The organism is Nocardia otitidiscaviarum NBRC 14405, assembly GCF_000308635.1.
GTDB lineage: Bacteria > Actinomycetota > Actinomycetes > Mycobacteriales > Mycobacteriaceae > Nocardia > Nocardia otitidiscaviarum.
Genome location: NZ_BAGD01000030.1, coordinates 3,854 through 29,635, shown reverse-complemented (window position 1 = coordinate 29,635; position 25,782 = coordinate 3,854). Strand labels below are relative to the sequence as shown.

The window sequence follows — 25,782 nt, the reverse complement described above, 5'->3', positions numbered from 1 at the left end:
CACCGGCCTTGGCGATGGCCCAGACCGCCAGCACCCATTCCGGGGAGCGCGGCAGGCCGATGGCGATCACCGATTCCGGGCCGACGCCCTGACCGATCAAGTAGCGCGCCAATCGATTCGAGCGCTGGTCGAGTTCGCGGTAGGTGAGGGTCCGATGGCCGTCGGTGACCGCGTCACCGTCGGGATTGCGGGTCACCGCCGCCGCCAGCAGGTCCGGCATGGTCACGACGGCCGTGGCCGGGTTGCCGCGGCGTCCCCAGTCGCGCACGAGCCGATCGTGCTCGGCGGGCGAGGGCAGGCCGAGGGCACGCACCGGCGTCTCCGGGGCGAGGGCGACCGCGCGCAGGGTCGCGTGCAGCCGGGTGGCGAACGCCGTGACGGCGGTCTCGTCCAGCACGTCCGGACGGTGCTGCAACCGAATCCGCAGGCCGTCCTGCGCGATGACACTGCAGGTGAGCGGATAGTGGGTGGAGTCGGCAGCGCTCACGCCGGTGACGGCGACGGCGCCCGGGCCGGTGAGCCGACGGACGGCGTCGACGTCGACCGGGTAGGACTCCAGCACCATGACGGTGTCGAACAGGGCGTCGCTACCGGCGAGCGCGTGAATCTCGGTGAGCCCCAGGTGTTGATGGTCGAGCAGGGCCGCCTGTTCGTCGTGTACGCGGGTCCACAGCCGGGTGACCGGCTCGGCCGGGCGCAGTCGCACCCGGGTCGGCACCGTATTGATGAACAGGCCGATGGCGCGGTCGACACCGGGCAGCTCACCGGGACGACCCGACACCGTCGTACCGAACACCACATCGGCGCGTCCGGTGAGTCGCGCGATCAGCACGGCCCACACCGACTGGAGGACGGTGTTGAGCGTGACGCCCGCGGCGGCGGCCGCGGCCGTCAGCTCTCGGGTCTCGTTGTCCGCGACGGTGATCCAGTGGTCGGCGACGACCCCGGTGTCGGCGGCGGCACCGGCGATCAGGGTGGGTTCGACGCCGTCCAGGGCGCGAGCCCAGGCGGCGCGGGCCGCATCCCGGTCCCGAGTCGCCAGCCAGGCCAGGAAATCTCGATACGAGCCGGGAGCCGTCGGCGATTCCTGACCCAGATACGCGGCGAACAGTTCGGTGAGCAGCAGCGGGCAGGACCAGCCGTCGAGAATCGCATGGTGGTTGGTCAGGAGCAGGGCCCACCGCTCGGGGGCCGATGCGACGACGGTGCAGCGCAGCAGCGGGGCCGCCGCGAGATCGAAGCGCCGCGCCTTCTCGGCGGCGGCCAGCTCCGCGAGCGCCGCCTCGCTATCGGTCGCGTCGGTGAGATCGACGAACTCCCACGGTATTTCGGCGTCATCGCAGATCACGGCCACGGTGGTGCCGTCGCGGCCGGTGGCGAAGGCGCTGCGCAGGCTCGGGTGACGTTCGAGCACCACCGCCCCCGCTCGGCGCAGCCGGGCGACGTCCAGGTGGCCGGACAGTCGCAGCAGCACCTGTGAGGCGTACAGATCGTCGGCGGCGGCCCATCGGGCGTGGAACAGCAGCCCGGCCTGCAACGGAGTCACCGGCCAGATATCGCTCAGCGCCGGATACGCCCGCTCCAACCCATCGATCTCCGCTTGCGTCAACCGCACCAGATCGAAGTCGGACGGCGAATGTCCACCCGCACCGGGTAGTTCGGCACATTCAGCGATCGCGGTCAACGCCTGCGACCACAACTGCGCCAACTCCTCGACCTCGGCCCGGTCGAGCAGCGTACGCGGGAACCGAAGGCTCCCCCGCAGCCGGTCGCCCACCGCGATCGCGCTGATGTCCAGGGCCGCCGTCACCGGTGTCTCGGGATCGGGTGCCACCGCGAGTTCGCCCAGCCCGCCGTGGATCTCGTCGTCGCCGGTATCGGAGACCCGGCCGAGGTAGTTGAAGGCGATGCGGCCCGGCATCCGGTCCGGCAGCTGGGCGGCGGTCTCGGGATTGAGGTACCGCAGCAGGCCGTAGCCGATGCCCTTGTCCGGGAGGGCGCGCAGGGTCTCCTTCACCGACCGCACCAGGGCGGCCGGGCCGGCGCTGCCGGTGAGCGGTCCGTCCAGGTCGAGCCCGGTCGTATCGAGGCGTACCGGGAACATGGAGGTGAACCAGCCGACCGTCCGGGACAGGTCCGCCCCGGGCACCACCTGCTCCTCGCGTCCGTGCCCCTCCAGGCGCACCAGCACCGACGGCTCCGCGATGCCCCGCCGGTGACGCCAGATGCGCACGGCCGCGGCCAGACTCGCCAGCAGTCCGTCGTTGACGTTGCCGTGGAAGACCGTCGGCACCGTCGACAACAGCGCGCGAGTGACCGACTCGGGCAGTTCGATGCCGACCTGGTCCAGTGCTTCGACGGTATCGATCCCCGGATCCAGGTCGCGCCCGCCCCACATCGGGTCCGGTCCCGTCGCCATGGCGTGCCAGAGAGGTAGTTCGGCCGTGCGGGACGCCTCGGCGGCGGCGGTCACCAGGCCGTGGGCCCAGCGCCGCACGGAGGTGCCCACCGGCGGCAGGGGCGGCGCGCTGCCGGCGGTGGCCTGGGCCAGGGCCGCGAGCAGGTCCGGCACCAGGATTCGCCAGGACACGCCGTCGACGACGAGATGGTGCGCCACGATCAGCAGCCATCCGGGTGCACCGTCTGCGGGCGCGAGCCAGACCATTCGCACCATGTCGCCGGCGCTCGGATCCAACCGCCGCAGCGCCGAATCCAGTTCCACCGCGGCGATATGGGTGACGGTCCGGCGGCCTCGTTCGGAGTCGACGTCGACGGCCGGGTCGAGCGCGCGCCGGTGCAGTACCGTCGCCGCGTTCACCGCATCGGCCGGGGCGATATGCAGGGACCACTCCCCCGATCCGTCGTGGCGCAGCGTCGAGCGAAGCGCGTCGTGCCGCTCCAGCACTGCGCCGACGGCCGCGAGCAGGGCCGATTCGTGGACACCGGCGGGGAGCCGCAACACCACGTGCTGGTCGAAACGCTGGAAACCCCTGCCCCACTCCACCATCCAGCGGGCGATCGGCAGCAGGGGCAGCTCGCCCACACCGCCGCCGGGCAGCTCGGTCGCGGCGGCTGCCGCGTCCGCGGCGGTCCGGGCGACCGTCGCGAGACGGGCCGCGGTCCGCTGCTCGAACACCTCCCGTGGACCGAACACCACGCCCCGTGCCCTGGCTTTCGCCACGACCTGGATGGAGACGATGGAATCGCCGCCCAGGACGAAGAAGTCGTCGTCCACGCCGACCCGGTCGGTCCCGAGCACGTCGGCGAACACCTCGGCGATGATCCGCTCGGTCTCGCCGGCGGGCGCGCGGAAACCTCGTTGCGTGAGAGCGGGTTCGGGCAGGGCACGGCGGTCGACCTTGCCGCTGCTGTTCAACGGCAGTTCGTCGAGCACGGTCACCACATCCGGCACCAGGAACGCGGGCAGCCGCCGGGCCACCGAGTCGCGCACGCCGGAAGGGTCGAGGTCGCTGCCGGGCGCGGCCACGACATAGGCCACCAGCCGCGCCGCGGCGGCCTCGCCCACCGGGTGGTGCACCACCGCGACGGCCTGCCCCACCCCCGTCACTTCGGTCAGCGCGGATTCGACCTCGCCGAGTTCCAGGCGCTGACCGCGCACCTTGACCTGGAAGTCGGAACGCCCGACGAACTCCAGTTCCCCGGCACCGGAACCCGATACGTCGGCGTTCCAGCGCACCAGGTCGCCGGTGCGGTACATGCGCCGCCCCGGCCGCCCGTGCGGGTCGGCCACGAACCGGGTCGCGGTGAGGCCCGCGCGGCCCCGATAGCCGCGCGCCACGCCGGGTCCAGAGACGTAGAGTTCACCGACCACGCCCGCGGGCACGGGCCGCAGCCAGGTGTCCAGGACCGCCACCGACATGCCGGTAATGGTCGCGCCCAGCGTGATCGGCGCATCGGCGCGCAGTTCGCGGCTCCCGGTCACCCAGATGGTGGCCTCCGCCGGACCGTACAGGTTGTGCACGCGCCGCCGCCGGGCCGAGTCGGTGCGCGACCACCGCGCCACCATCTGCGGTGGGCAGCGGTCGCCGCCGGTCAGCACGACCCGCAGCGCGTCGAGTCCGTCGGCGTCCATCGACAGCGCCACCGCGGGCGTGAGGAACGCGTGGGTGATGCGCCGCGATCGCAGCAGGTCCGCCAACGGCGGGCCGCCGTAGGTCTCCTCGGGCGCGACGACCAGCGCGGCGCCGCCGGAGACCGCGAGCAGCAGTTCCAGCACGGCCGCGTCGAAGGTGCGCGCCGCGACGGCCAGCACGCGCGAATCCGGGTCGACGGCAACGCGGTTCCGGTGGTCGGCCACCAGGTTCGCCAGTCCGGCATGGGTGACCTCCACCCCCTTCGGGCGGCCCGTCGAACCGGAGGTGTAGACCACATAGGCCGTGGCGGACGGTCGTACGGCACCGCGGTCCGCGGCCGTCACCGGTGCGGGCGCGGACGCCGCGATCTCGTCCGAGGTGGCGGGCGCGTCGATGACCAGCCACGGCACCCCGTCCACCGGAAGGTCGGCGGCGTACGCGGTCACGGTGAGACCGACCCGCACCTGGGAATCGGCGCAGACGTAGCGATTGCGGTCGATCGGGTGGCCCGGGTCCACGGACAGGAAGGCCGCGCCGGTCTTGGCGACCGCCCAGACCGCCAGCACCCAGTCCAGGGAGCGGGGCACGCCCACCGCCACCACGGACTCGGGGCCGACGCCGCGGCCGATCAGGTAGCGCGCCAGGCGATTCGCCTGCTCGTCCAGTTGCCGGTAGCTGAGGGTGTGATCGCCGTCCACCAGCGCCGCACCGTCCGGATTGCTCGCCACGGCCGCCGCCAGCAGGTCCGGCAGCAGGGTCCCCGCCCCGGCGTGGTCGTCGTCCCCGGCGCACGGCGGCAGCTGACGCTCCCGCTCCGACAGCGGGTCGATGTCGCGCACCGTGGCGGCGGTCTCGGTGCCGATGATGTGCAGCACCCGCCGCAGTTCCCGGGTGAACGCGGCGATGGTGTCGGCGTCGAAAATCGCCGTGTGGTACTGGATTCGCAGGCGCAGGGTGTCCTGGACGGTGGCGGTGCAGGTCAGCGGATAGTGGGTGGCGTCGTCGGCGACGATGCGCTCGACGGTGAGGCCGCCGTCGCCGATGGCGTGTTCGATGCCGTCGGCGTCCACCGGGTACGACTCCAGCACCATGAGGGTGTCGAAGAGACTGTCGTGCCCGGTGAGCGCGTGAATCTCGCGCAGGCCGACATGGTGGTGGTCGAGCAGGGCCGCCTGGTCCCGGTGCATGCGGGTCCAGAGCTGGGCCACGGATTCGGTCGGGCGCAGGCGAACCCGGGTCGGAATCGTATTGATGAACAGGCCGACGGTGCGATCGGCGGCGGGCAGGTCACCGGGACGCCCGGAGACCGTGGCCCCGAAGACCACGTCGGTGCGTCCGCTCCACCGTGCGGTCATGATCGCCCAGGCCGACTGGAGGACGGTATTGACGGTCACGCCCGCCGCCGCGGCGGCGGCCAGCAGTTCGCGGGTTTCGCTGTCCTCCAGCGTGATCGCGTGATCGGCCACCGCGAGCGGGCCGGTGCCGAGGGTGGCTCCGGCGGCGAGGAGGGTGGGTTCGGCGCCGTCGAGCGCGGTGGTCCAGGCGGCGCGGGCCGCGTCCCGGTCCCGGGCCGCCAACCAGACGAGGAAGTCACGGTACGAACCGGGCGGCGTTCCCGGCGCGTCGGCGTAGCGGCCGAACAGATCGGTGAGCAGTAGCGGCCAGGACCAGCCGTCGAGGATCACATGGTGGTTGGTCAGCACCAGCGCCCAGCGGTCGGCGGGCAGTGCGGCGACCGTGCACCGCAGCAGCGGTGCGGCGGTGAGGTCGAAGGGGGTCGCCTTCTCCGCCGCGGCCAACCGCGCCAGCGCGGTGTCCGGATCGGGATCGTCGGTGAGATCCACTACCCGCCACGGCAGTTCGACGTCGTTGCGGAGCACCGCCACGGTGCTGCCGCTGTCGGTGGTGCGGAACGCGGTGCGCAGGCCGTCGTGGCGGGCCAGCAGCGTGGCCGCCGCGCGGCGCAGCCGGTCGACGTCCAGGTCACCGGACAGTCGCAGCATCAGCTGTGCGACATAGGCGTCCGCGTCGGCGTCGACCAGATGGGCATGGAACAGCAGTCCGGCCTGCAACGGAGTCACCGGCCAGATATCACCCAGGGACGGGTACGCGACCTCCAACGCGTCGATCTCCGATTGCGTGAGCCGCACCAGCTCGAAGTCGGACGGCGAATGTCCACCCGCACCGGGTATTTCGGCACATTCTGCGATCGCGGTCAACGCCTGCGACCACAGCTGTGCGAACTCTTCGACCTCGGACCGATCGAGCAGCGTACGCGGGAAGCGGAAGCTGGCCCGCAGCCGATCGTCGATGGCGATCGCGCTGATGTCGACCGCCACCGTCACCGGCATATCGGGATCCGGTGCGGCATCGAGCTCGCCCAGTCCGCCGTGCACCTCGCTGTCGCCGGTGTCCGCGGCGGAGACCCGGCCCAGATAGTTGAAGCCGATCCGCCCGGGCATGCGATCGGGCAGCCGGGCGGCGGTGTCGGGGTTGAGATAGCGCAGCAGGCCGTAGCCGATGCCCTTGTCCGGGAGGGCGCGCAGGGTCTCCTTCACCGATCGCACCACCGTGGCGACGTCCGCGAGGTCGACGCCGGTCAGATCGAAGCGCACCGGGAACATCGAGGTGAACCAGCCCACGGTGCGGGACAGGTCCGCGCCGGGCACCACCTGTTCCTCGCGGCCGTGCCCTTCCAGGCGCACCAGCACCGTCGGTTCGTCGATGCCGCGGCGCGCCAGCCAGAGTCGCACGGCCACGGCCAGACCGGCGAGCAGCCCGTCGTTGACGCCGCCGTGGAATACGGTCGGGACCGTGCTCAGCAGGGTGCGCGTCACCGCCTCGGGCAGCTCGACGCGCACCTGGTCGAGCGTCTCGGCGGTATCGACCCCGGGGTCGAGTTCCCGTCCGCCCCACAGCGGGTCGGGGCCGTCGACGATGCCCTGCCAGAGCTCCAGTTCCGCCAGCCGAGCCGGTTCCGCGGCGGCCGCGACGAGGCCGTGCGCCCATCGCCGCATCGAGGTGCCCACGGGGGCGAGGTCGGGGGCCGCGCCGGTGCGCACCCGGTCGAGTGCCGACAGCAGATCCGGGACCAGCACGCGCCAGGACACGCCGTCGACCACCAGGTGGTGCGCCACCACCAGCAGCCAACCGGGTACCCCGTCCCCGGGGTCGAGCCAGACGCACCGCACCATCGTCCCGGCGGCCGGATCGAGCGCTCGCAGGGCCGAATCCAGCTCCGCGGCAGCGATATTCGTGACGGTCTCCACCCCGTCGGATATCAGCTCCGGGTCGAGCGGTCGGCGGTGCAGCAGCGACGCCGCGGCGACCGTGCTCGGCGGTGCGACCGTGATCGACCACCGTCCGGACGCATCGCACCGCAGCGTCGAGCGCAGCATGTCGTGGCGGTCCATTAGCGCGCCCAGCGCGGCGTGCAGGCCTGGCTCGGTCACGCCGTCGGGCATCCGCAGCACCACATGCTGGTCGAAACGTTGGAAACCCTTCCCCCACTGCACCATCCAGTGCGCCACCGGCAGCAGCGGCAACTCACCCACGCCACCGCCGGGCAGCTCGGCCAGCGTGACCCCGGCGGCCGCGGTGGTGTCGGCGACGGCCGCCAGGCGCGCCGCCGTCCGCTGTTCGAAGACGTCGCGCGGGCCGAAGGCCACGCCCCGGGCCCGCGCCTTCGCCACCACCTGGATGGAGACAATGGAATCGCCGCCCAGAGCGAAGAAGTCGTCCTCCGCGCCGACCCGGTCGACGCCCAGCACCTCGGCGAACACCTCGGCCACCACCTGTTCGGCGGGGGTTGCCGGTGCCCGGAACTCGTGCGGGGCGAGGACCGGTTCCGGCAGTGCGCGGCGGTCTATCTTGCCGCTGCTGGTCAGTGGCAGTTCGTCGAGCACTGTCACCACATCCGGTACCAGATAGCCGGGCAGGCGGCGGCGCACCGACTCCCGCACCGCTGCCGGATCGAGCTCGGTTCCCGGCGCGGCGACCACGTAGGCCACCAATCGCGCCCCGGCGGCGTCCTCGCTGCCGTGTGCGAGCGCGACGGCCTGCGCCACGCCGGTCACCCCGGTCAGCGCGGCCTCGACCTCACCCGGTTCCAGACGCTGACCGCGGACCTTCACCTGGAAGTCGGATCGGCCGACATACTCCAGAATGCCTGTGGCGGAGTCGGATTCGCTGCCGCACAGCCAACGCACCAGATCACCGGTGCGGTACAGCCGCTCGCCGGGCCGCCCGTAGGGGTCGGCGACGAAGCGCCCCGCCGTCAACCCCGCGCGGCCCCGATAGCCGCGTGCCACACCGGGGCCCGACACGTACAGCTCACCCACCACGCCCACCGGAACCGGCCGCAGCGACGAATCCAGCACCCGCATGGACATACCCGCGATACCCGCGCCGAGGGTGATCGGATCACCCGCGCGGAGTTCGGGGCTGACGGTCACGATGATGGTGGTTTCCGTAGGGCCGTAGACATTGAAGAAGCGGCGCGCACGCGCGGTGTCGGTGCGCGACCACCGCGTCACCAGGTCCGGTGGATAGTGCTCGCCGCCGACCGTGACCACCCGCAGTTCGTCGAGTCCCGCGGGGTCCACCGACCGTGCCACCGCCGGGGTCCAGAAGAGGTGGCTGATGCGTTGTGCGCGCAGGAATTCGGCCAGCGGTTCGCCGCCGTAGACGTCGGCGGGTGCGAGCACCAGCGTCGCGCCCGTGGGGACGGCGAGCAGAATCTCGAGTACGGCGGCGTCGAAGGTGCGGGCGGCCACGCCCAGTATCCGCGACTCGGTGTCGATCGCGTACCGCTGCGCCTGGGTGGCGGCGACCGCCAACATTCCGGCATGGGTGACCGCGACGCCCTTCGGACGGCCGGTCGACCCCGAGGTGTAGACGATGTAGGCGAGGGAGTCGGGATGGAGCGCACCGCGCCGATCCGCGTCGGACACCGGTGTGGCGGGGTGGTTGCGGACCCGCTCCGCCACATCCGGAGTGTCCACGACCAGCCATTCGGGCACCGCGCCGGACAGCTCCGCCCGGTGGCGCTCCAGTGTGAGCCCTACGCGCACCTCGGAATCGGCGCACAGGAACCGATTGCGCTCGGCCGGATGCGTCGGATCGAGGGAGAGGAACCCGGCCCCGGCCTTGGTGACGGCCCAGACCGCCAGCACCCATTCCAGCGACCGCGACATGCCGATGGCGACCACCGACTCGGGGCCGACCCCGCACTCGATCAGGAAGCGCGCCAACCGATTCGATTCTTCGTCGGCCTCCCGGTAGGTCAGTCGGCGTTCGCCCGCGACGACCGCGTCCCCATCCGGATTCGCCGCCACGGCCCGCGCCAGGAGTTCGGGCAGCGTGACGCCGTCGGAGGACGGGACGGTGTCGACACGGCCCCATTCGGAGAGCAGGCTGTGCCGTTCGGAGGCCGAGAGGATGTCGATATCCCGCACGGCGCGGTCGGAATCGGCTGTGCAGGCGCTCAGTACGCGAACCAGCCGCTGCGCGAGCGCGGACACCGTGCCCTCGTCGAACAGATCGGTGGCGTAGCCGAGCGTGATCGGCATGGCCCCGCGTTCGTCGGGGGTGTCGGCGGCGGTGACGGTCAGATCGAACCGCTCCACACCGGTGTCGGCGCCCGATGCGACGACATCGACTCCGGGCAGGGCGATTTCGGCGTCGGCGAGATTGTGGAAGGCCAGCATCACCTGGAACAGCGGGTGCCGGGACTCGCTGCGCGGCGGATCCACCGCCTCCACCACCTGTTCGAACGGAATCTCCGCGTGCGCGAACGCTTCCAGGTCGACGTCGCGCACCTCGGCCAGCAGGTCGGCGATCGTGGCCGACTCGTCGATCCGGGTACGCAGCACCACCGTGTTCACGAACATGCCGACGAGACCGTCGAGTTCGGCCGCGCCGCGTCCCGCGACCGGCGACCCGATGGCGATATCGGCGCTGCCCGACAGCCGCGACAGCACGACCGCCAGGGCGGCGTGGACGATCATGAACACCGTGACGCCGCGAGCGCGGGCGGTGTCGTGCAGCCCGGCGACCACGCTCGGTGCCACCGTGACGTGGAGGGTGGCTCCCCGATGCGACGCCACGGCCGGGCGGGGACGGTCGGTCGGCAGGTCCAGGGTGTCCGGCAATCCGTCCAACTGCTCGGACCAGTACCGGAGCTGCCGCGTAAGCAGCGAGGTCGGGTCGTCCGCCGAGCCGAGGAGTTCACGCTGCCACAGGGTGTAGTCGGCGTACTGCACCGGCAACGCCGCCCACGCCGGGTGCCGTCCGGCACACCTGGCCCGATACGCCCCGGCCAGATCGCGGGCCAGCGGACCCATCGAGAAGCCGTCCGCGCCGATGTGGTGCACCACCCACACCAGCACGAACTCCTCGGGCCCCACCGACAGCAGCCGCACCCGCAGCGGAACCCGCTGCGCGACATCGAATCCCACCGCCACCTCGGCGGCGACGGTCGCCGCGACAGCGGCGGCGGCCACGGGACGCGGGGTGGTGTCCACTTCCGCCGCGGCGGCCAGCTCCGCGACCGGCACCACCGACTGGTAGGGAACCCCGTCCGCGTCGGGATAGCGTGTGCGCAGCACCTCGTGGCGGCCGAGCACATCCCATACCGCCGCCGACAGCGCCGCCACGTCCACACGACCGGTCAGCCGCAGGACCATGGGAATGCTGTAGGCGACGGAGTCCGGTGCGAAGCGGTTCACGAACCACATGCGCTGCTGCGCGAAGGACAGCGGCACCCGCTCCGGGCGCGTCCGCGGCCGCAGTGGTGGAACATCCGCGCCGGTGGTCGATTCCGCCACCCGGGCGGTGAGTGTCGCCGCCAGCTCGCCCACCATCGGCCGCGCGAAGATATCGCGCAGGCCAACCGTGACGCCGATCCCATCGGCCAGCCGCGCCGACAGCCGGGTGGCGGACAGGGAATTGCCGCCCAGCGCGAAGAAGTCGTCATCGAGTCCGACGCGGCCGGTACCGAGCACCTCGGCGACGACGGCCGCCACCCGCTGTTCGATCGGCGTGGCGGGCGCGCGATAGGCGGCCCGGGCCGACACCGGTTCGGGCAGCGCCGCCCTGTCCACCTTGCCGTTCACCGTCAGCGGCAGTTCGTCGAGCGCCAGCACCGCATCCGGCACCATGTATCCGGGCAGACGTCGGCCCACGGCTTCCCGGATCCGGGCCGGATCCGGACGGTGGCCCGGATCGGCCACCACATAGGCCACCAGGCGCGCGCCGACACCGTCCGCCGGGGTCCGCACCAGCACGACGGCCCGGTCGATACCGGCGAGGTCGGTCAGGGCGGCTTCGACCTCCCCCGGTTCCAGACGCTGTCCCCGCACCTTGACCTGGCCGTCACCGCGTCCGACGAACTCCAGTTCCGCTGCGCCCGAGCCGTTTCCGTCTGTCGTCCAGCGCACGAGATCGCCGGTGCGGTACATGCGGCGTCCGGTCTCACCGCTGGGGTCGGCGACGAAACGGGCGGCGGTCTGTCCCGGGCGGCCCGCATAGCCCCGGGCCAGTCCCGCGCCGCAGACGTACAGCTCGCCCACCACGCCGGCGGGAACCGGCCGCAGCCACGAATCCAGCACGCGCACCGACATTCCGGCGACGACCGCGCCCATGGGCACCGGGGCACCGGCACGCAGGTCGGCGCTGCCGGTCACCCAGATCGTGGCCTCGGCGGGGCCGTACAGGTTGTGCACCCGCCGTCGACCCGCGCTGTCGGTATGCGACCAGCGGGTGACCAGGGCGGGCGGGCAGGCCTCACCGGCGAGGGTGAGCACCTCCAGGTCGTCGAGCCCGGCGGGGTCGACGGTGGCGGCCACGGCCGGGGTGAGTACGGCGTGGCTGACCCGTTCGGCGCGCAGCAGGTCGGCCAGGGCTCGGCCGCCGTAGACGTCGGGCGGGCTGATCACCAGCGTCGCGGAACCCGACAGCGCCAGCAGCAGTTCGAAGACGGCGGCGTCGAAGGTGCGGGCGGCCACGCTCAGCACCCGTGCGTCCGGGGTCACTCCGAATCGCTGGCGCTGTTCGGCGCACAGGGCCGCGAGTCCGGTGTGGGTGATGGCGACGCCCTTGGGACGGCCGGTCGAGCCCGAGGTGTAGACGATGTAGGCGGTGCCGTCCGGGTGCGGCCGAACCGTGACCGGTGTCGGCGGGTACTGCCGAATGTCGGCCGCCACGGCCGGATCGTCGACCACCAGCCAGCCGATGGTCTCGCTCGGCAGTGCCGACACCTGCCGTGTGACGGTAATGCCCACCGGCACAGCGGAATCGGCGCACATGAAGGAGTTGCGTTCCAGTGGATGCCCGGGATCGAGCGAGAGGAAGGCCGCGCCGGTCTTGGCGACGGCCCAGACCGCCGCCACCCAGTCCAGCGACCTCGGCAGCCCGATCGCCACCACCGTCTCCGGACCGATGCCCCGGTCGATCAGGAAGTGCGCCAACCGATTTGACCGCTCGTCCAGCTCCCGGTAGGTGATCCGCCGGTCCCCGTCCACGACCGCGTCGCCCCCGGGATCGCCCGTCACGGCGGCGGCCAGCAGGAGCGGCAGGGTCACCTCGGACGAGCCGGGGTCGACGGCGACCCCGGCTCCACGGTGCGACAGCAGTCGCCGTTGCGCTGGCGGCAGCAGATCCACGGCCCGCAGCGGCAGGGCCGCGTCGGCGGCGATCGCACCCAGCACCTGCCGTAGGCGCTGAGCGAAGGCGGCGATGGCGGCGTCGGTGAACAGTTCTGGCCGGTACTGCAACCGCAGCCGCAGCGTCTCCTGCAACGTGACGCTGCACGTCAGCGGGTAGTGCGTGGCATCGGTCGCGTCCACGCCGTCGATGCCGATACCGGCGCGGCCGGTGAGCGTCCGAATCCGCTCGGCGTCGAGGGGATAGGACTCGAACACCATGACCGTGTCGAACAGGCGGTCGCAGCCGGTGAGTTCATGGATATCGGTGAGTCCGAGATGCTGATGCTCGAGCAGCGTCGCCTGCTCGTCGTGCATACGCTGCCACAGCCGGGTGAGGGTCTCGGCCGGGTGCAGCCGCACCCGGGTCGGCACCGTATTGATGAACAGGCCGATGGCGCGCTCGGCACCGGGCAGCTCACCCGGACGACCCGACACCGTCGAACCGAACACCACATCGTCGCGTCCGGTCAGCTGCCCGACCAGCAGCGCCCAGGCCGATTGCAGCACCGTATGGACCGTCACACCGGCGGCCGCGGCGGTCGCCAGCAGCGCCCGGGTGTCGGCGTCGTCGAGGGTGACGGCGTAGTCGGCCACCGCGCCGGACCCGGTGTCGGTGCTCGCCGCGACCAGGGTCGGTTCGGCACCGTGCAGGGTTTCGCGCCACGCCGCACGCGCCGCGTCGACGTCCCGGGCGGCCAGCCAGGCCAGGAAGTCCCGATACGATCCGGCCGCACCGAGGGAGCGGGTGTCCGGGTCGGCGTAGCGGGTGAACAGTTCGGTGATGAGCAGCGGCCACGACCAGCCGTCGAGAATGACGTGGTGGTTGGTCAGCACCAGCGCCCAGCGGTCGGCGGCCAGCCGCGCGAGGAGGAAGCGCAGCAGCGGCGCGGACGCCGGGGCGAAGCGCCGGTCCCGCTCCGCGGCGGCCAGCTCCGCGAGAACGACGGTGGCGTCCGCCGCGGCGGCCGACCCGTCGCCGCCCTGCCGATCGGTGAGATCCACTACCTGCCAGGGCGGTTCGACATCGTCGAGGACGACGGCGACGCTGACGCCGCTGCCGGTGGTGGTGTACGCGGTGCGCAGGCTCGGATGGGCGTCCAGGACCGCGCGCGCGGCGTCGTGCAGGCGATCCGCGTCCAGCGCACCGGTCAACCGCAGCACCAGCTGGGCGGTGTACAGGTCGACGTCGGTGTCGAGTTCGGCGTGGAACAGCAGACCGGCTTGCAGCGGCGTCACCGGCCACACGTCGCGCAGTGTCGGGTAGGCGGATTCCAGTGCGGTGACGTCGGATTGGGTCAGCGACACCAGCGCGAAGTCGGAGGGGCTGTGGCCGCCCGCGCCGGGCAGTTCGGCGTGCTCGGCCAGGTCGGTCAGCGCCTGCGACCAGGCCGACGCCAGCTCGTGCACATCCGCGCGGTGCAGCAGCGTGCGCGGGTAGCGGAAACTGGCGCGCAGGCGGTCGCCGCTGACGATCGCACTGATATCCACGGCCAGGGTCACCGGCATCTCCGGATCCGGGGTGCCGGGCAGTTCGCCCAGCCCGCCGTCGATGCCGTCGTCGCCGAGTCCCGCCAGGCGGCCGAGGTAGTTGAAGCCGATGCGGCCGGGCATGCGGTGCGGCAGACGGTTCGCGCTGTCCGCGTCGAGATAGCGCAGCAGGCCGTAGCCGATGCCCCGGTCCGGGATCGAGCGCAGTGTCTCCTTGACCGTCCGCACGACGGCGTCGAGTTCGGTCGCGCCCGCCGCCACCGTGTCGAGGTCGATGCCGGACAGGTCGAAGCGCACCGGGTACATGGAGGTGAACCAGCCCACGGTCCGCGACAGATCCGCTCCCGGTACGACCTGTTCCTCGCGCCCGTGGCCCTCCAACCGGATCAGCACCGACGGGTCGTCCACACCGCGGTGGGACCGCCAGCGGCGCACCGCCACCACCAGCCCCGCGAGCAGTCCGTCGTCGACGCCGCCGTGGAATACCGCAGGCACCCGCGACAGCAGCGCACGGGTCACCGCGGGCGGCAACTCGACGCGCACCTCGTCGAGCGTGGCGGCGGTGTCGATGGCCGGGTCGAGATCGCGTCCGCCCCAGAGCGGATCGGGGCCGGACGTCATGTGCTGCCAGAGCGCCAGCTCACCGCGCCGACGCGGGGCGGTCGCCGCCGCGTGCAGGCCGTGTGTCCAGCGGCGCAGGGACGTGCCGACGGGCGGCAGCACCGGCGATGTCCCCGATCCCGCCTGTGCGAGCGCGGACAGCAGATCGGGGATGACGATCCGCCAGGACACGCCGTCGACCACCAGGTGGTGCGCCACCATCAGCAGCCAGCCGGGCGCGTGATCGCCGGGGTCGAGCCACACGCACCGCATCATCGCCCCGGCGGCCGGATCGAGCCCGGCCTGGGCCGAATCCAGTGCCGCGGCGGCGATATCCGCGATGGCCGCCCGCCCCGCCTCGGTATCCGGGTCGGTTGCGGGATCGAGCGCCCGCCGGGACAGCACGTCGGCGGCGAGCACGCTGCCGGGTGCGGGCACGACCAACGTCCAGTCGCCGAACCCGTTGCGCCGCAGGGTGGCCCGCAGGGCGTCGTGACGGTCGAGCAGTGCGCCGACCGCCAGGGCGAGAGCCGCCGCGTCGACATCGGCCGGGAGTCGCAGCAGCACATGCTGTTCGAAGCGCCGGAATCCGCCGCCCCACTCCACCATCCACCGAGCCACCGGCAGTAGCGGGAACTCGCCCGTACCATCGTCCACGGTGTCGCGGACGGCCTCCGGCTCGGCGGTGCGCGCGATCACCGCCAGCCGGGCGGGCGTGCGCTGTTCGAACACGTCCTTCGGGCCGAACACCACCCCGCGTTCGCGGGCCTTGGCCACCACCTGGATGGAGATGATCGAATCGCCGCCCAGGACGAAGAAGTCGTCGTCGGCTCCCACCCGCTCGATGCCGAGCACGTCGGCGACGACCCGGGCGATGGTCTCCTCGACCGGTGTGGCGGGCGCCCGGAAGGTGGGCGTGTCGAACACCGGCTCGGGCAGGGCCCGCCGGTCCACCTTGCCGCTGCTGCTCAGGGGCAGCGCGTCGAGAACGGTCACCGCATCGGGCACCATGTAGCCCGGCAGGCGGCGGCTCACCGCCTCCCGCACCGCCACCGCGTCCAGTTCGGACCCGGACGCCGTCACATAGGCGATCAATCGTGTCCCGGCGGCGGTGGCCTGGGCGGCGGCGACCGCCTGCTCGACCCCGTCGACCTCGCTCAGCGCGGCCTCCACCTCACCGAGCTCCAACCGCTGACCGCGTACCTTCACCTGCGAGTCGGCGCGGCCGACATAGGCCAGTTCGGCGGCGCCGGACGCCGCGTCGTCGATCCAGCGCACCAGATCACCTGTGCGGTACCGCCGTTCGCCGGGACGCCCGTGCGGATCGGCCACGAACCGCGTCGCCGTCAGGCCCGGCCGCCCCCGATACCCGCGGGCCACGCCGGGACCGGAGACGTACAGCTCGCCCACCACCCCGGCGGGGACGGGGCGCAGCCACTCGTCCAGGACGGCGACCGACATCCCGGCGATCGGGCCGCCGATAACCACCGACCGGCCCACGGCCGGTTCCGCCCCCGTGACCCAGATGCTCGCCTCGGCCGGACCGTAGAGGTTGTGCAGCGTGCGCCGCCGCCCCGGATCGGTACCCGACCAGCGCGAAACCAGCTGCGGTCCACACTGGTCGCCGCCGGTCATGACGATCCGGAGGGCGTCGAGCCCGTCGGGGTCCACCGACATCGCCACCGACGGGGTGAGGAAGGCGTGCGTAATGCGCCGGGCCCGCAGCAGATCCGCCAGCGGCGGCCCGCCGTACACGTCCTCGGGCGCGACCACCAGCGCCGCACTGCCGGACAGTGACAGCAGCAGTTCCAGGATCGCCGCGTCGAAGGTCCGGGCCGCGACCGCGAGCACGCGCGAATCGGCGGCTACCCCGGCGCGCCGCCGCTGGTCGGCCACCAACGCGGCCAGGCCGGTGTGCGTGACCTCCACGCCCTTCGGACGGCCCGTGGAACCCGAGGTGTAGACGACATAGGCCGTGGTCGCCGGGTGCGTCGACGCGATCCGCTCGGCGTCGGCCACGGCGGTACCCGCGCACGCCTCGATATCGGAGCTGGCGGCCGGATCATCGGCCACCAGCCAGGACATGCCGTCGGCGGGCAGTGCCGCCGCATACCGTTGGGTCGTGATGCCCACCCGCACAGCGGAATCCGCACAGACGAAGCGATTGCGCTCCAGCGGATGCGCCGGATCCACGGACAGGAAGGCGGCCCCCGTCTTGGCGATCGACCATACCGCGAGCACCCATTCCAGCGACCGGGGCAGCCCGACGGCCACCACGGCCTCCGGTCCGATCGCGCGGTCGATCAGCCAGCGCGCCAGTCGATTCGAGCGTTCATCCAGATCCCGGTAGCTGAGCCGCCGGTCCCCGTCCACCACCGCGTCGCCGTCCGGATTGCTCGCCACCGCCGCGGCCAGCAGGTCGGGCAGCAGTACGCCGTCCACGACGTGATCGTTGCGGCCCCAGACGTCGAGCAGCCGGTGTCGCTCCGACGGCGACAGCACATCGATATCGCGCACCAGGACGGCGGGATCGTGCGCCACCGTGCGCAGCACCGAGCGCAGCCGCCGGGTCAGCGCCTCGATCGTGGCCGGGTCGAAAAGATCGGTGGCATAGCCGAGTTCGACCGGTATCGCGCCGGTGGCGTCCGGTGTGTCGCTCAGTGTGAAGGTCAGGTCGAAGCGCTCGATGCCGGTGTCGGCTCCGGAGCCGGTCACCACCAGGCCGGGGAAGTCGAACCGGACCTCGTCGAGATTGTGGAAGGCCAGCATGACCTGGAACAGCGGATGATGCGCCCGGCTGCGCGGCGGATCCACCGCCTCCACCACCTGCTCGAACGGAACTTCCGCGTGCGCGAACGCGTCCAGGTCCACCCCGCGCACCCGCGCCAGCAGATCGGCGAAGGGTTCCGCCTCGTCCACCCGGGTGCGCAGCACGATCGTATTCACGAACATGCCCACGAGATCGTCCAACTCGGCGACGCCGCGGCCGGACACCGGTGAGCCGATGGCGATGTCCCGGCTGCCCGACAGCCGGGACAGCACGACCGCCAGGGCGGCGTGGAAGATCATGAACACTGTGACGCCACCGGTGTGCGCCAGTTCCCGCAGTTGCGCGACCACCTCGGGTTCCACCGCGAAGCCGCACTTCGCCCCGCGATGCGACGCCACCGCCGCGCGCGGGCGATCGGTGGGGAGCGCCATCACCTCGGGCAACCCGTCCAGCTGCGTCACCCAGTACCGCAGCTGCCGCGCCAGCGGCGATTCCGGATCGGTGACCGACCCGAGCGCCTCGCGCTGCCACAGCGCGTAGTCGGCGTACTGCACCGGAAGCGGGGTCCACTCCGGCTGTCGCCCCCGGCACCGTGCCGCGTACGCCGCGGCCAGATCCCGGGCCAGTACCGCGATGGAGAAGCCGTCGGCATTGATGTGGTGCACCACCAGCACCAGCACGAACTCGTCAGGACGCACCGACAGCAACCGCGCCCGCAGCGGAATGTGCTGCGCCACATCGAAACCCGTTGCCACCACACCGGCGATCACCGCGCGGGCACCGGCCTCGTCCACCGCCTGCGGCGTGAGGTCGAAGTCCACGGCCTCGGCCAGTTCCTCGACCGGCACCACCACCTGATACGGAATGCCGGCCACCTCGGGATACCGGGTCCGCAGCACCTCGTGCCGAACGAGCACATCCCGCACCGCCGCGGTCAGCGCCGCCACCTCCACCCGGCCCGCGATCCGCAGCAGCATGGGGATGCTGTATGCCGCCGAGTCGGGGTCGAACCGGTTCACGAACCACATCCGCTGCTGCGCGTACGACAGCGGCACCCGCTCCGGGCGCGGCTGCGGGGTCAGGCGCGGCGCCGCCGCCACCCGCGCCACATCCGCGCCCGCGACGCGTTCGTCGAGCAGCGCCGCCAGCGCCCCGGCCGTCGATGCCTCGAAGATATGGCGCACGGTCAGCGCGACGCCCACGCCGTCGGCCAGCCGCGCCGCCAGTCGGGTCGCGGACAGCGAGTTGCCGCCCAGTTCGAAGAAGTCGTCGTCGACGCCCACCCGGCCGATGCCGAGCACCTCGCCGAACACCCCGGCCACCACCTCCTCCATGGCGGTGGCGGGTGCGCGGTAGGCCGTGCGGGTCAGCACCGGATCGGGCAGGGCGGCCTTGTCGACCTTGCCGTTCACCGTCAGCGGCAGGCCGTCCAGGACCATGACCACGTCCGGCACCATGTAGCCGGGCAGCCGCTCGCCCAGCCGCTGCCGCATCCGGGTGCCGAGCGCCGACGGTGACATCCACCGCGGCCGCTGCTCCAGCACGTTCACCCGGTTGGCGTCGACACCGGAATCGAGACCCCGCCGCACCGCGTAGACGATGTGCAGGTCGGTGCCCTCCACCTTCGGTGACACCCGGGAGGCGACCTGGAATCCGTGCTCCCGCAACAGCTTCTCGATGCACGCGAGGCGGTCCTCGATATCGTGCACCTCGATGACCATCCGGTCGATGCGCGGCCAGTCGTCGGATGCGATGCCGCGCAGCGCATCCAGTTCGCTGCCCTCCACATCGATCTTCAGCAGATCGATATGGTCGATGGCGTACTCGCCGATGATGTGCGACAGGGTGCGGATGGGCACGTCGACCTGTTCGAACTCCAGCCGGTCGGCGATCAGCTGATCGACGTACCGCTCCCCCGGATCGACGCTCTCACCGCGGTATTCGTTGTGCAGGTAGGACTCCAGGATGCCGCGCTGTACGTGGCTGTCGCTGCCGCGCCCGGACAGCACCGACATCTCCGGGTAGTAGGTGAAGGTGTCCATCTCGGCCGCCGCGCCGATCGCGTAGGGCACCAGGGTCGCGTTCAGGCCGTGCAGGGCGGCGTTGGCCGCGAACATGCGCCGCAGTTCCGGCATCGGCTCGACCGCGAAGATCCTCAGCTCCGGTGACTTGCTCTGCGCGTAGAGGGAGAACATGCCGACGTGCGAACCGATGTCGACCACACAGCCCGTTTCGGGAATGGTCAGTCCGCAGGCGCAGTACTCCGCCCGCTCGAAGATCTCCTCGTACAGGAAGCGGATATTGGACCGATTGCGGCCCACCACCGGCATGCCGTTGGGCAGCTCGTGCAGTTCGTCGGCGGCGATGACGCCGTCGCGCCGCAATTCCAGGCAGCGCAGCGCCACCGGCGCGACCCCAGGATCCGGAACCATATAGGCGACAAGCTGATCCGAGGACACGGTGGGGCGGGTGGTGACCACGGCCCGCGCCACCTCGTCCTGGGCGGCGAGCACGGCTTCGATCTCGCCCAGTTCGATGCGATAGCCGCGGATCTTCACCTGCTCGTCGGCGCGGCCGAGGTACTCCAGCACCCCGGCCTCGGTCCAGCGGACCACATCGCCACTGCGGTAGAGGCGTCCGCCACCGGCCGCGTCGAAGGGGTCGGCCACGAAGCGCGCGGCGGTCAGCCCCGGTCGGTCATGGTAGCCGCGGCCGACCTGACCACCCGCCACGTACAGCTCACCGGCGGCCCCGATCGGGACCGGTCGCAGCCAGGTGTCCAGGACGTAGACGCGAAGATTCGCCAGCGGCACGCCGATCGGGCTGCTGCCCGCCGCACCGTGCCAATGCGCGGGCTCGAGCGGCTGTTTCGTCACATGGACGGTGGTCTCGGTGATCCCGTACATATTGACCAGTGCGGGAGCGGCGGCGGTGTCCAGCAGCGGCCAGCGCCGCAGCCGGGCCGGGTCCAGGGCCTCCCCGCCGAAGATGACCAGCCGCAGCGCGCTGGCGTCCTCCGCACGCGTGCAATGGGATTCGATCAGGGCGTAGAACGCCGAGGGGGTCTGGTTGAGAATGGTCACGCCCTGCGCCACGACGAGTTCCCACAGTTCCGGGGGCGAGTACGCCACCTCGCGCGGTACGACCACCACGCGGCCGCCGTACAGCAGCGCGCCCCAGATCTCCCATACCGAGAAATCGAATGCCTGGGAATGGCACCAGGCCCACACATCGTCGGGGCCGAACCCACCCCATGGCCGCGTACCGGCGAACAGCGCTACCGCATTCGCGTGGGTTACCGCGACGCCCTTGGGTTTTCCGGTCGTGCCGGAGGTGTAGATGTAATACGCCGCATTGTCCGGACGCACCCGCGGCGATCGGGCCCGCGCCGCTCCGTCGTGCGGCACCTGGTCGACGCGCAGGCACGGCACCCGCTCGTGGTCGACCAGATGCGCCGTGCTGTCGTCGGCGAGCACGAGGCGCGGCGCGGCGTCGGCGAGGATGTAGGCGAGGCGGTCCGGCGGTGACGCCGGGTCGAGCGGCAGGTAGGCGGCACCGGCCTCGAGTACCGCCAGCAGCGCCGTGATCAGCTCCATGCCGCGCGGAAGCGCCACGGCGACAATCGTTTCCGGTCCCGCTCCGCGCTCGGCCAACAGGGCGGCGAGGTGTCGGGCGCGGGTGCCGAGTTCGGCGTAGGTGTATGCCCGGTCGCCGGATACCACGGCGACCGCGTCCGGGGCCTCGTCCGCGCGCACCCGGAACATGTCCACCAGGGTGCGGTTCGGGTCCACCGGTAGCGCGGTGTCGTTCCACAGCCGCAGCAGCCGATCGCGTTCGCCGTCGTCGAGGACGTCGACGCGCCGCACCGGCGTGTCCGGGTCGGTGACGATCGTGTGCAGGAAACCGTGGAAGAAGCCGAGGAACCGGCGATGCTGCGCCGCGAGTTCGGCCGGGGTGTAGAGGTCGTGGTTCCCGACGAAGTCCAGGCGGGTGGCCTCGGCACCGGCGCCGGAATAGCAGCTGACCGACAGATCCGAGACCAGCCCCGGGGTCAGCACCTGGAGGTGGCCGACGATCGAACCGAGGACGATCTTGGTGTCGAACATCATCAGGTCCACGAACGGCCCGAACACCTGGGATTGCGGCGTGAGGCGGCCGATATCCCGGAACATGTCCTCCTGGCGGTAGCGCTGGTGGCGCAGCGCGTCGATGAGCTGCCGCTGTGCCGATTCGATGAGCGCGCCGACGGTGTCGTACGGGCCGGTGGTGATCCGGAACGGGAGGGTATTGGCCAGCATGCCGCCGGACCGCCGCGCCGAGGTGGTGACGCGCGCCGATACCGGCAGGCCGAGAACGACATCCGCGCTGTCGGTCATGCGGCTCAGGAACAGGCCGAACGCCGCGAGGATCAGGGCGGCCGGGGTGGTCGCGTACTTCTTGACCACGGTGTCGAGCAGATGCGCGGTCTCGGCGGAGAGCAGCCCGCTCACCGAAACCGGGTGGGCGTCGGCCTGTCCGGTGCGACCGGCGAGGCTCACCGGCGCGGGCAGTCCCGCCAGCCGCTCCCGCCAGTACTCCCGGTCGCTGACGAAACGTTCGGAGGCACGGTACTTCTCGTCCTCGGCGACCAACTCGGCCAGACCGTGCACCCGCGCGGGTGCGGGCTCGGTGCCCTCGACCGCGGCGGTGTACACCGCGCCGACCCGGGTCAGCAGGGTCATGGCGGCAACGCCGTCCATGGCGATGTGGTGGGCGCGCAGGTACCAGAACCAGCGGCGCTGCTGCACCCGCAGCACCGCGGTGGTGATGAGCCGGTCGGCGTACAGGTCGACCGGCTCGCTGTATTCCGCGCGCATCCACTCGTGGGCGGCGGCGACCGGGTCCGGGTCGCGGCGCAGATCCAGGCACCGGGCCGGTTCGTCCAACTCCCGATCCACCACCTGCATCGGGATGCCGTCGGTTTCGATCAGGCGCAGGCGGGCGGCCTCGAACTCCCCCGCCACGCGCCAGAACGAGGCCAGCAGCAGGTCGGGATCGAGGTCACCGTGCAGGTCGATGCAGAGCGAATTGGTGATCGGGGTCGAGCCGGATAACTGCTGTGCGTACCAAATCCCTTGCTGGGCAGCCGATAACGGAAACGGCAGTGATCGCGGAACGGTCAACTATGCTGCCCTTTTCTCGAGTCGAGCCAGTGCTGCGAGACCTTCCAGCACATCGGCGTCGGGAATGCCGAAGTCGATCAGGCACGCGATCTCGTCCACGCCGATCTCCCGCAGCCGGGTGACCATCGAGCTGGCGGAATCCGGGGTGCCGAACAGCCCGTTGTTGCGGTAGTAGCGTTCGAAGGCGAAGTCCAGCACCTTGGCCCGCGCGTGCTCGTCCAGGCTTTCCAGCGCGGCCGAGCCCCGCCGCCACAGGTCGACGGAATCCTCCAGATAGCGTTTGAACGGCCCCTCGACGGTGCGCCGGACCCGCGCCTCGTCCTCGCCGACGAAGGTGTGCAGCATGACGGTGACGGTGCCGTCGTCGACGCCGTGGCCGTGCTCCGCCCGCGCCTTGCGATAGGCCGCCACCTTCTCCGCCAGCTCGTCCACCTCTTGGAAGAGCAAGGCGGTCAAAACATTCGCGCCGAGCGCGCCCGCCATCGCGAAGCGTTCGACCCCGCCGCTGCACGTCAGCCAGGTGGGCAGTGCGGGTTGGACGGGGTTCGGGAAGATCCGCACCGAGCGCTTCTCGCCCACACCATTGGGCAGTTCGACGGATTCGCCACGCCAGAGCCGCTGCACGGTGTCCATGCCCGAGCGGGTGATCTCGACCCGATCGGCGTAGTCGCCGTCGGCGAGGACGAAGTCGTCCACGTTCCATCCGGTGGCGAACGCCACGTCGACCCGGCCGTCGGACAGATTGTCGACCACCGCCCAGTCCTCGGCCACCCGCACCGGATTGTGCAGTGGCAGAACCACGCTCCCGGCGCGAATGCGCACCCGCTCGGTGGCGGTGGCCAGCGCCGCACCCAGCACCGCGGGATTCGGGTAGAGGCCGCCGAAGCTGTGGAAGTGGCGTTCCGGAACCCAGATGGCCTTGAAATCGTGCGCATCGGCGAACCGGGCGCTCTCCAGCAGCAGCCGGTAGCGTTCCCCGGCGGCGCGCTGCGCGTCACTGGCGAAGAACAGCAGGCTGAAATCCATGGTGCGCGCCGTGTTCTCCGCGCCGGACGCGCTCACCTTGGCCGCGATATCGGCCAGGCTCAGCCCGTCGAAGATCTCCTCGGCGGTGATCTCGGTGTCGTACCGGTCCTCGAGGATGGTCATGAGTTCGGCGGCCTGCACCGAATCGAGGCCGAGGGAGGTGAGCGGCGCGTGCGGGTCGACCGAGTCCCGTTCCAGCCGCCGCGCGACCCAATCCACGAAGTAGTCCACCACGGTGGCCTTGCCCGTCACACCGCTCATCGCGCACTCTCCTCCAATGCCGTTCCGGCCGAATAGGTTTCGCGCAGCCGCTGCCGCTGGATCTTGCCGCTGGTCGTCTTGGGCACCCCGCCCTTCTCGACGAAGACGACCTGATGCAGGCTGATGGCGTGCACGCGGCTGACGATGTCGCGAATCGATCCCTCCAGGGCCGCCGCGCTACCGGGCTCCAGGGTGTCGTTCAACTCCTGGACCGCGATGACGCGGTCCTCGTTGTCGATGGTGGCGGCGAATACCGCGCAGCCGCCGGGGCGCAGCATGGGGTGGTTGGAGACGATGGTCCGCTCGACATCCTGCGGGAAGATATTGCGGCCGTGGACGATCATCAGTTCCTTGCTGCGTCCGGAGACGTACAGCTCGCCCGCGCACACGAAGCCGAGGTCACCGGTGCGCAGATACTCGGCCCCGTCCTCCCCGGCGATCGTCGCCGCGAAGGCGGCGCGGGTCTGCTCCGGCTTGTTCCAGTACCCGGCGGCGACGCTCGCGCCGCGCAGCCAGATCTCGCCGACCCGGTTGTCCGGGCAGCGTCGCCCCGTCGCCCGATCGACCACGGCGACGTGCTCCGGTCGCACCGGTCCCATACTCAGCAGTTCCCGGCCGGTGGGCCATACGATGGCGACGCCGCGTTCGAGTTCGTCGGTGGAGAACCTGCGGGGGCGCGCACCCGCGCCCACCGGGCCGCCGCTCACGTAGAGGGTGGATTCGGCCAGGCCGTAGGTGGGCACGAAGCTCTCCGCGCGGAACCCGCTCACCGCGAAGGTGTCGGCGAAGGCGCGCAGGGTCTTCGGATCCACCGGCTCCGCGCCGACGAAGGCCATCTCCCAACCACTCAGATCCAGCAGTGCCGCCTCGGCCGGTGAGATCCGCTTCGTACACAGGCCGTACGCCAGATTCGGGCCACCGGCGAGGACGTTCTCGCTCTCCGATATCGCCCGCAGCCAGGTGAGCGGATTGCGCAGGAATGTCATGGGCGACATGAGGGTGGCCCGCATGCCGACGAACACCGGCAGCAGCATGCCCTGGATCAAGCCCATATCGTGAAAGGGCGGCAACCACGACACCAGCGAATTGCGCTCGGTGAGACCGAAATTCGCGGTGATGAGTTCGAGGTTGTGCACCAGATTGCGGTGCAGCACCGTGACTCCCTTGGGAGATCCGGTGGAGCCCGAGGTGTATTGCAGGAAAGCGACGTCATCGGGTGTGGGCGCAGCGCACCGTATTTCGAGACCCGTGCCACCATCTATCGAATCGATATCGATGATCCGGAGATCGCGGCCGAGTATTTCCCCGTCGACCGGCACCGCGGACAAGGGCGCGATCGCCGCCGCCGCGCCGCTGTCGCGAACGATCGCCGTCACCGCGGCCACCTGGTGCGGCGAGGTGGGCAAGGGTACGGCGACCGCGATCCGGCGTGTCGCCAGGCAGGCGAAGAACGCGTGGACGAAATGCGGTCCGGGCGGACAGAGCAGCACCACCCGGTCACCGGGCGCGGTCGTGTCGATCAGCCGCTGCGCGACGGCGGCGACCCGCTCCCACAGCCGCCGGAAATCGACCTCCTCGGTGTCCTCCCGGTAGCTCGAGAACCGAAAAGCGATTCGGTGCGGGTCGTCGGTTACTCGTGCCGATGCGATATCCACCAGGGTGGGAGGGGTCCCCAT

The 25,782-nt window shown here is 71.3% G+C and carries 3 protein-coding genes (1 of these 3 running past the window's edge); all 3 read right to left on the bottom strand.

Annotated elements, in window-relative coordinates; translation table 11 throughout:
• Tightly spaced (each overlapping or abutting the next), the 3 genes in view from ON31_RS04495 to ON31_RS04485 form a layout consistent with a single transcriptional unit that may run on beyond the window.
• Nucleotides 1-22,819: the 5' portion of a non-ribosomal peptide synthase/polyketide synthase gene (locus tag ON31_RS04495; RefSeq protein ID WP_039809518.1), read on the bottom strand. 5,732 nt of this gene lie to the left of the window's left edge; only the first 22,819 of its 28,551 coding nucleotides appear in the window; its start codon is at nt 22,817-22,819; its stop codon lies beyond the left edge, outside the window.
• Complete coding sequence (locus tag ON31_RS04490) at nt 22,820-24,106, bottom strand: MupA/Atu3671 family FMN-dependent luciferase-like monooxygenase (RefSeq protein ID WP_081592220.1); 1,287 nt, start codon at nt 24,104-24,106, stop codon at nt 22,820-22,822.
• A complete protein-coding gene (locus ON31_RS04485; protein WP_051036853.1) occupies nt 24,103-25,782 on the bottom strand; it encodes a fatty acyl-AMP ligase in 1,680 nt (559 codons plus the stop codon). The genes ON31_RS04490 and ON31_RS04485 overlap by 4 nt, the downstream gene beginning before the upstream one ends.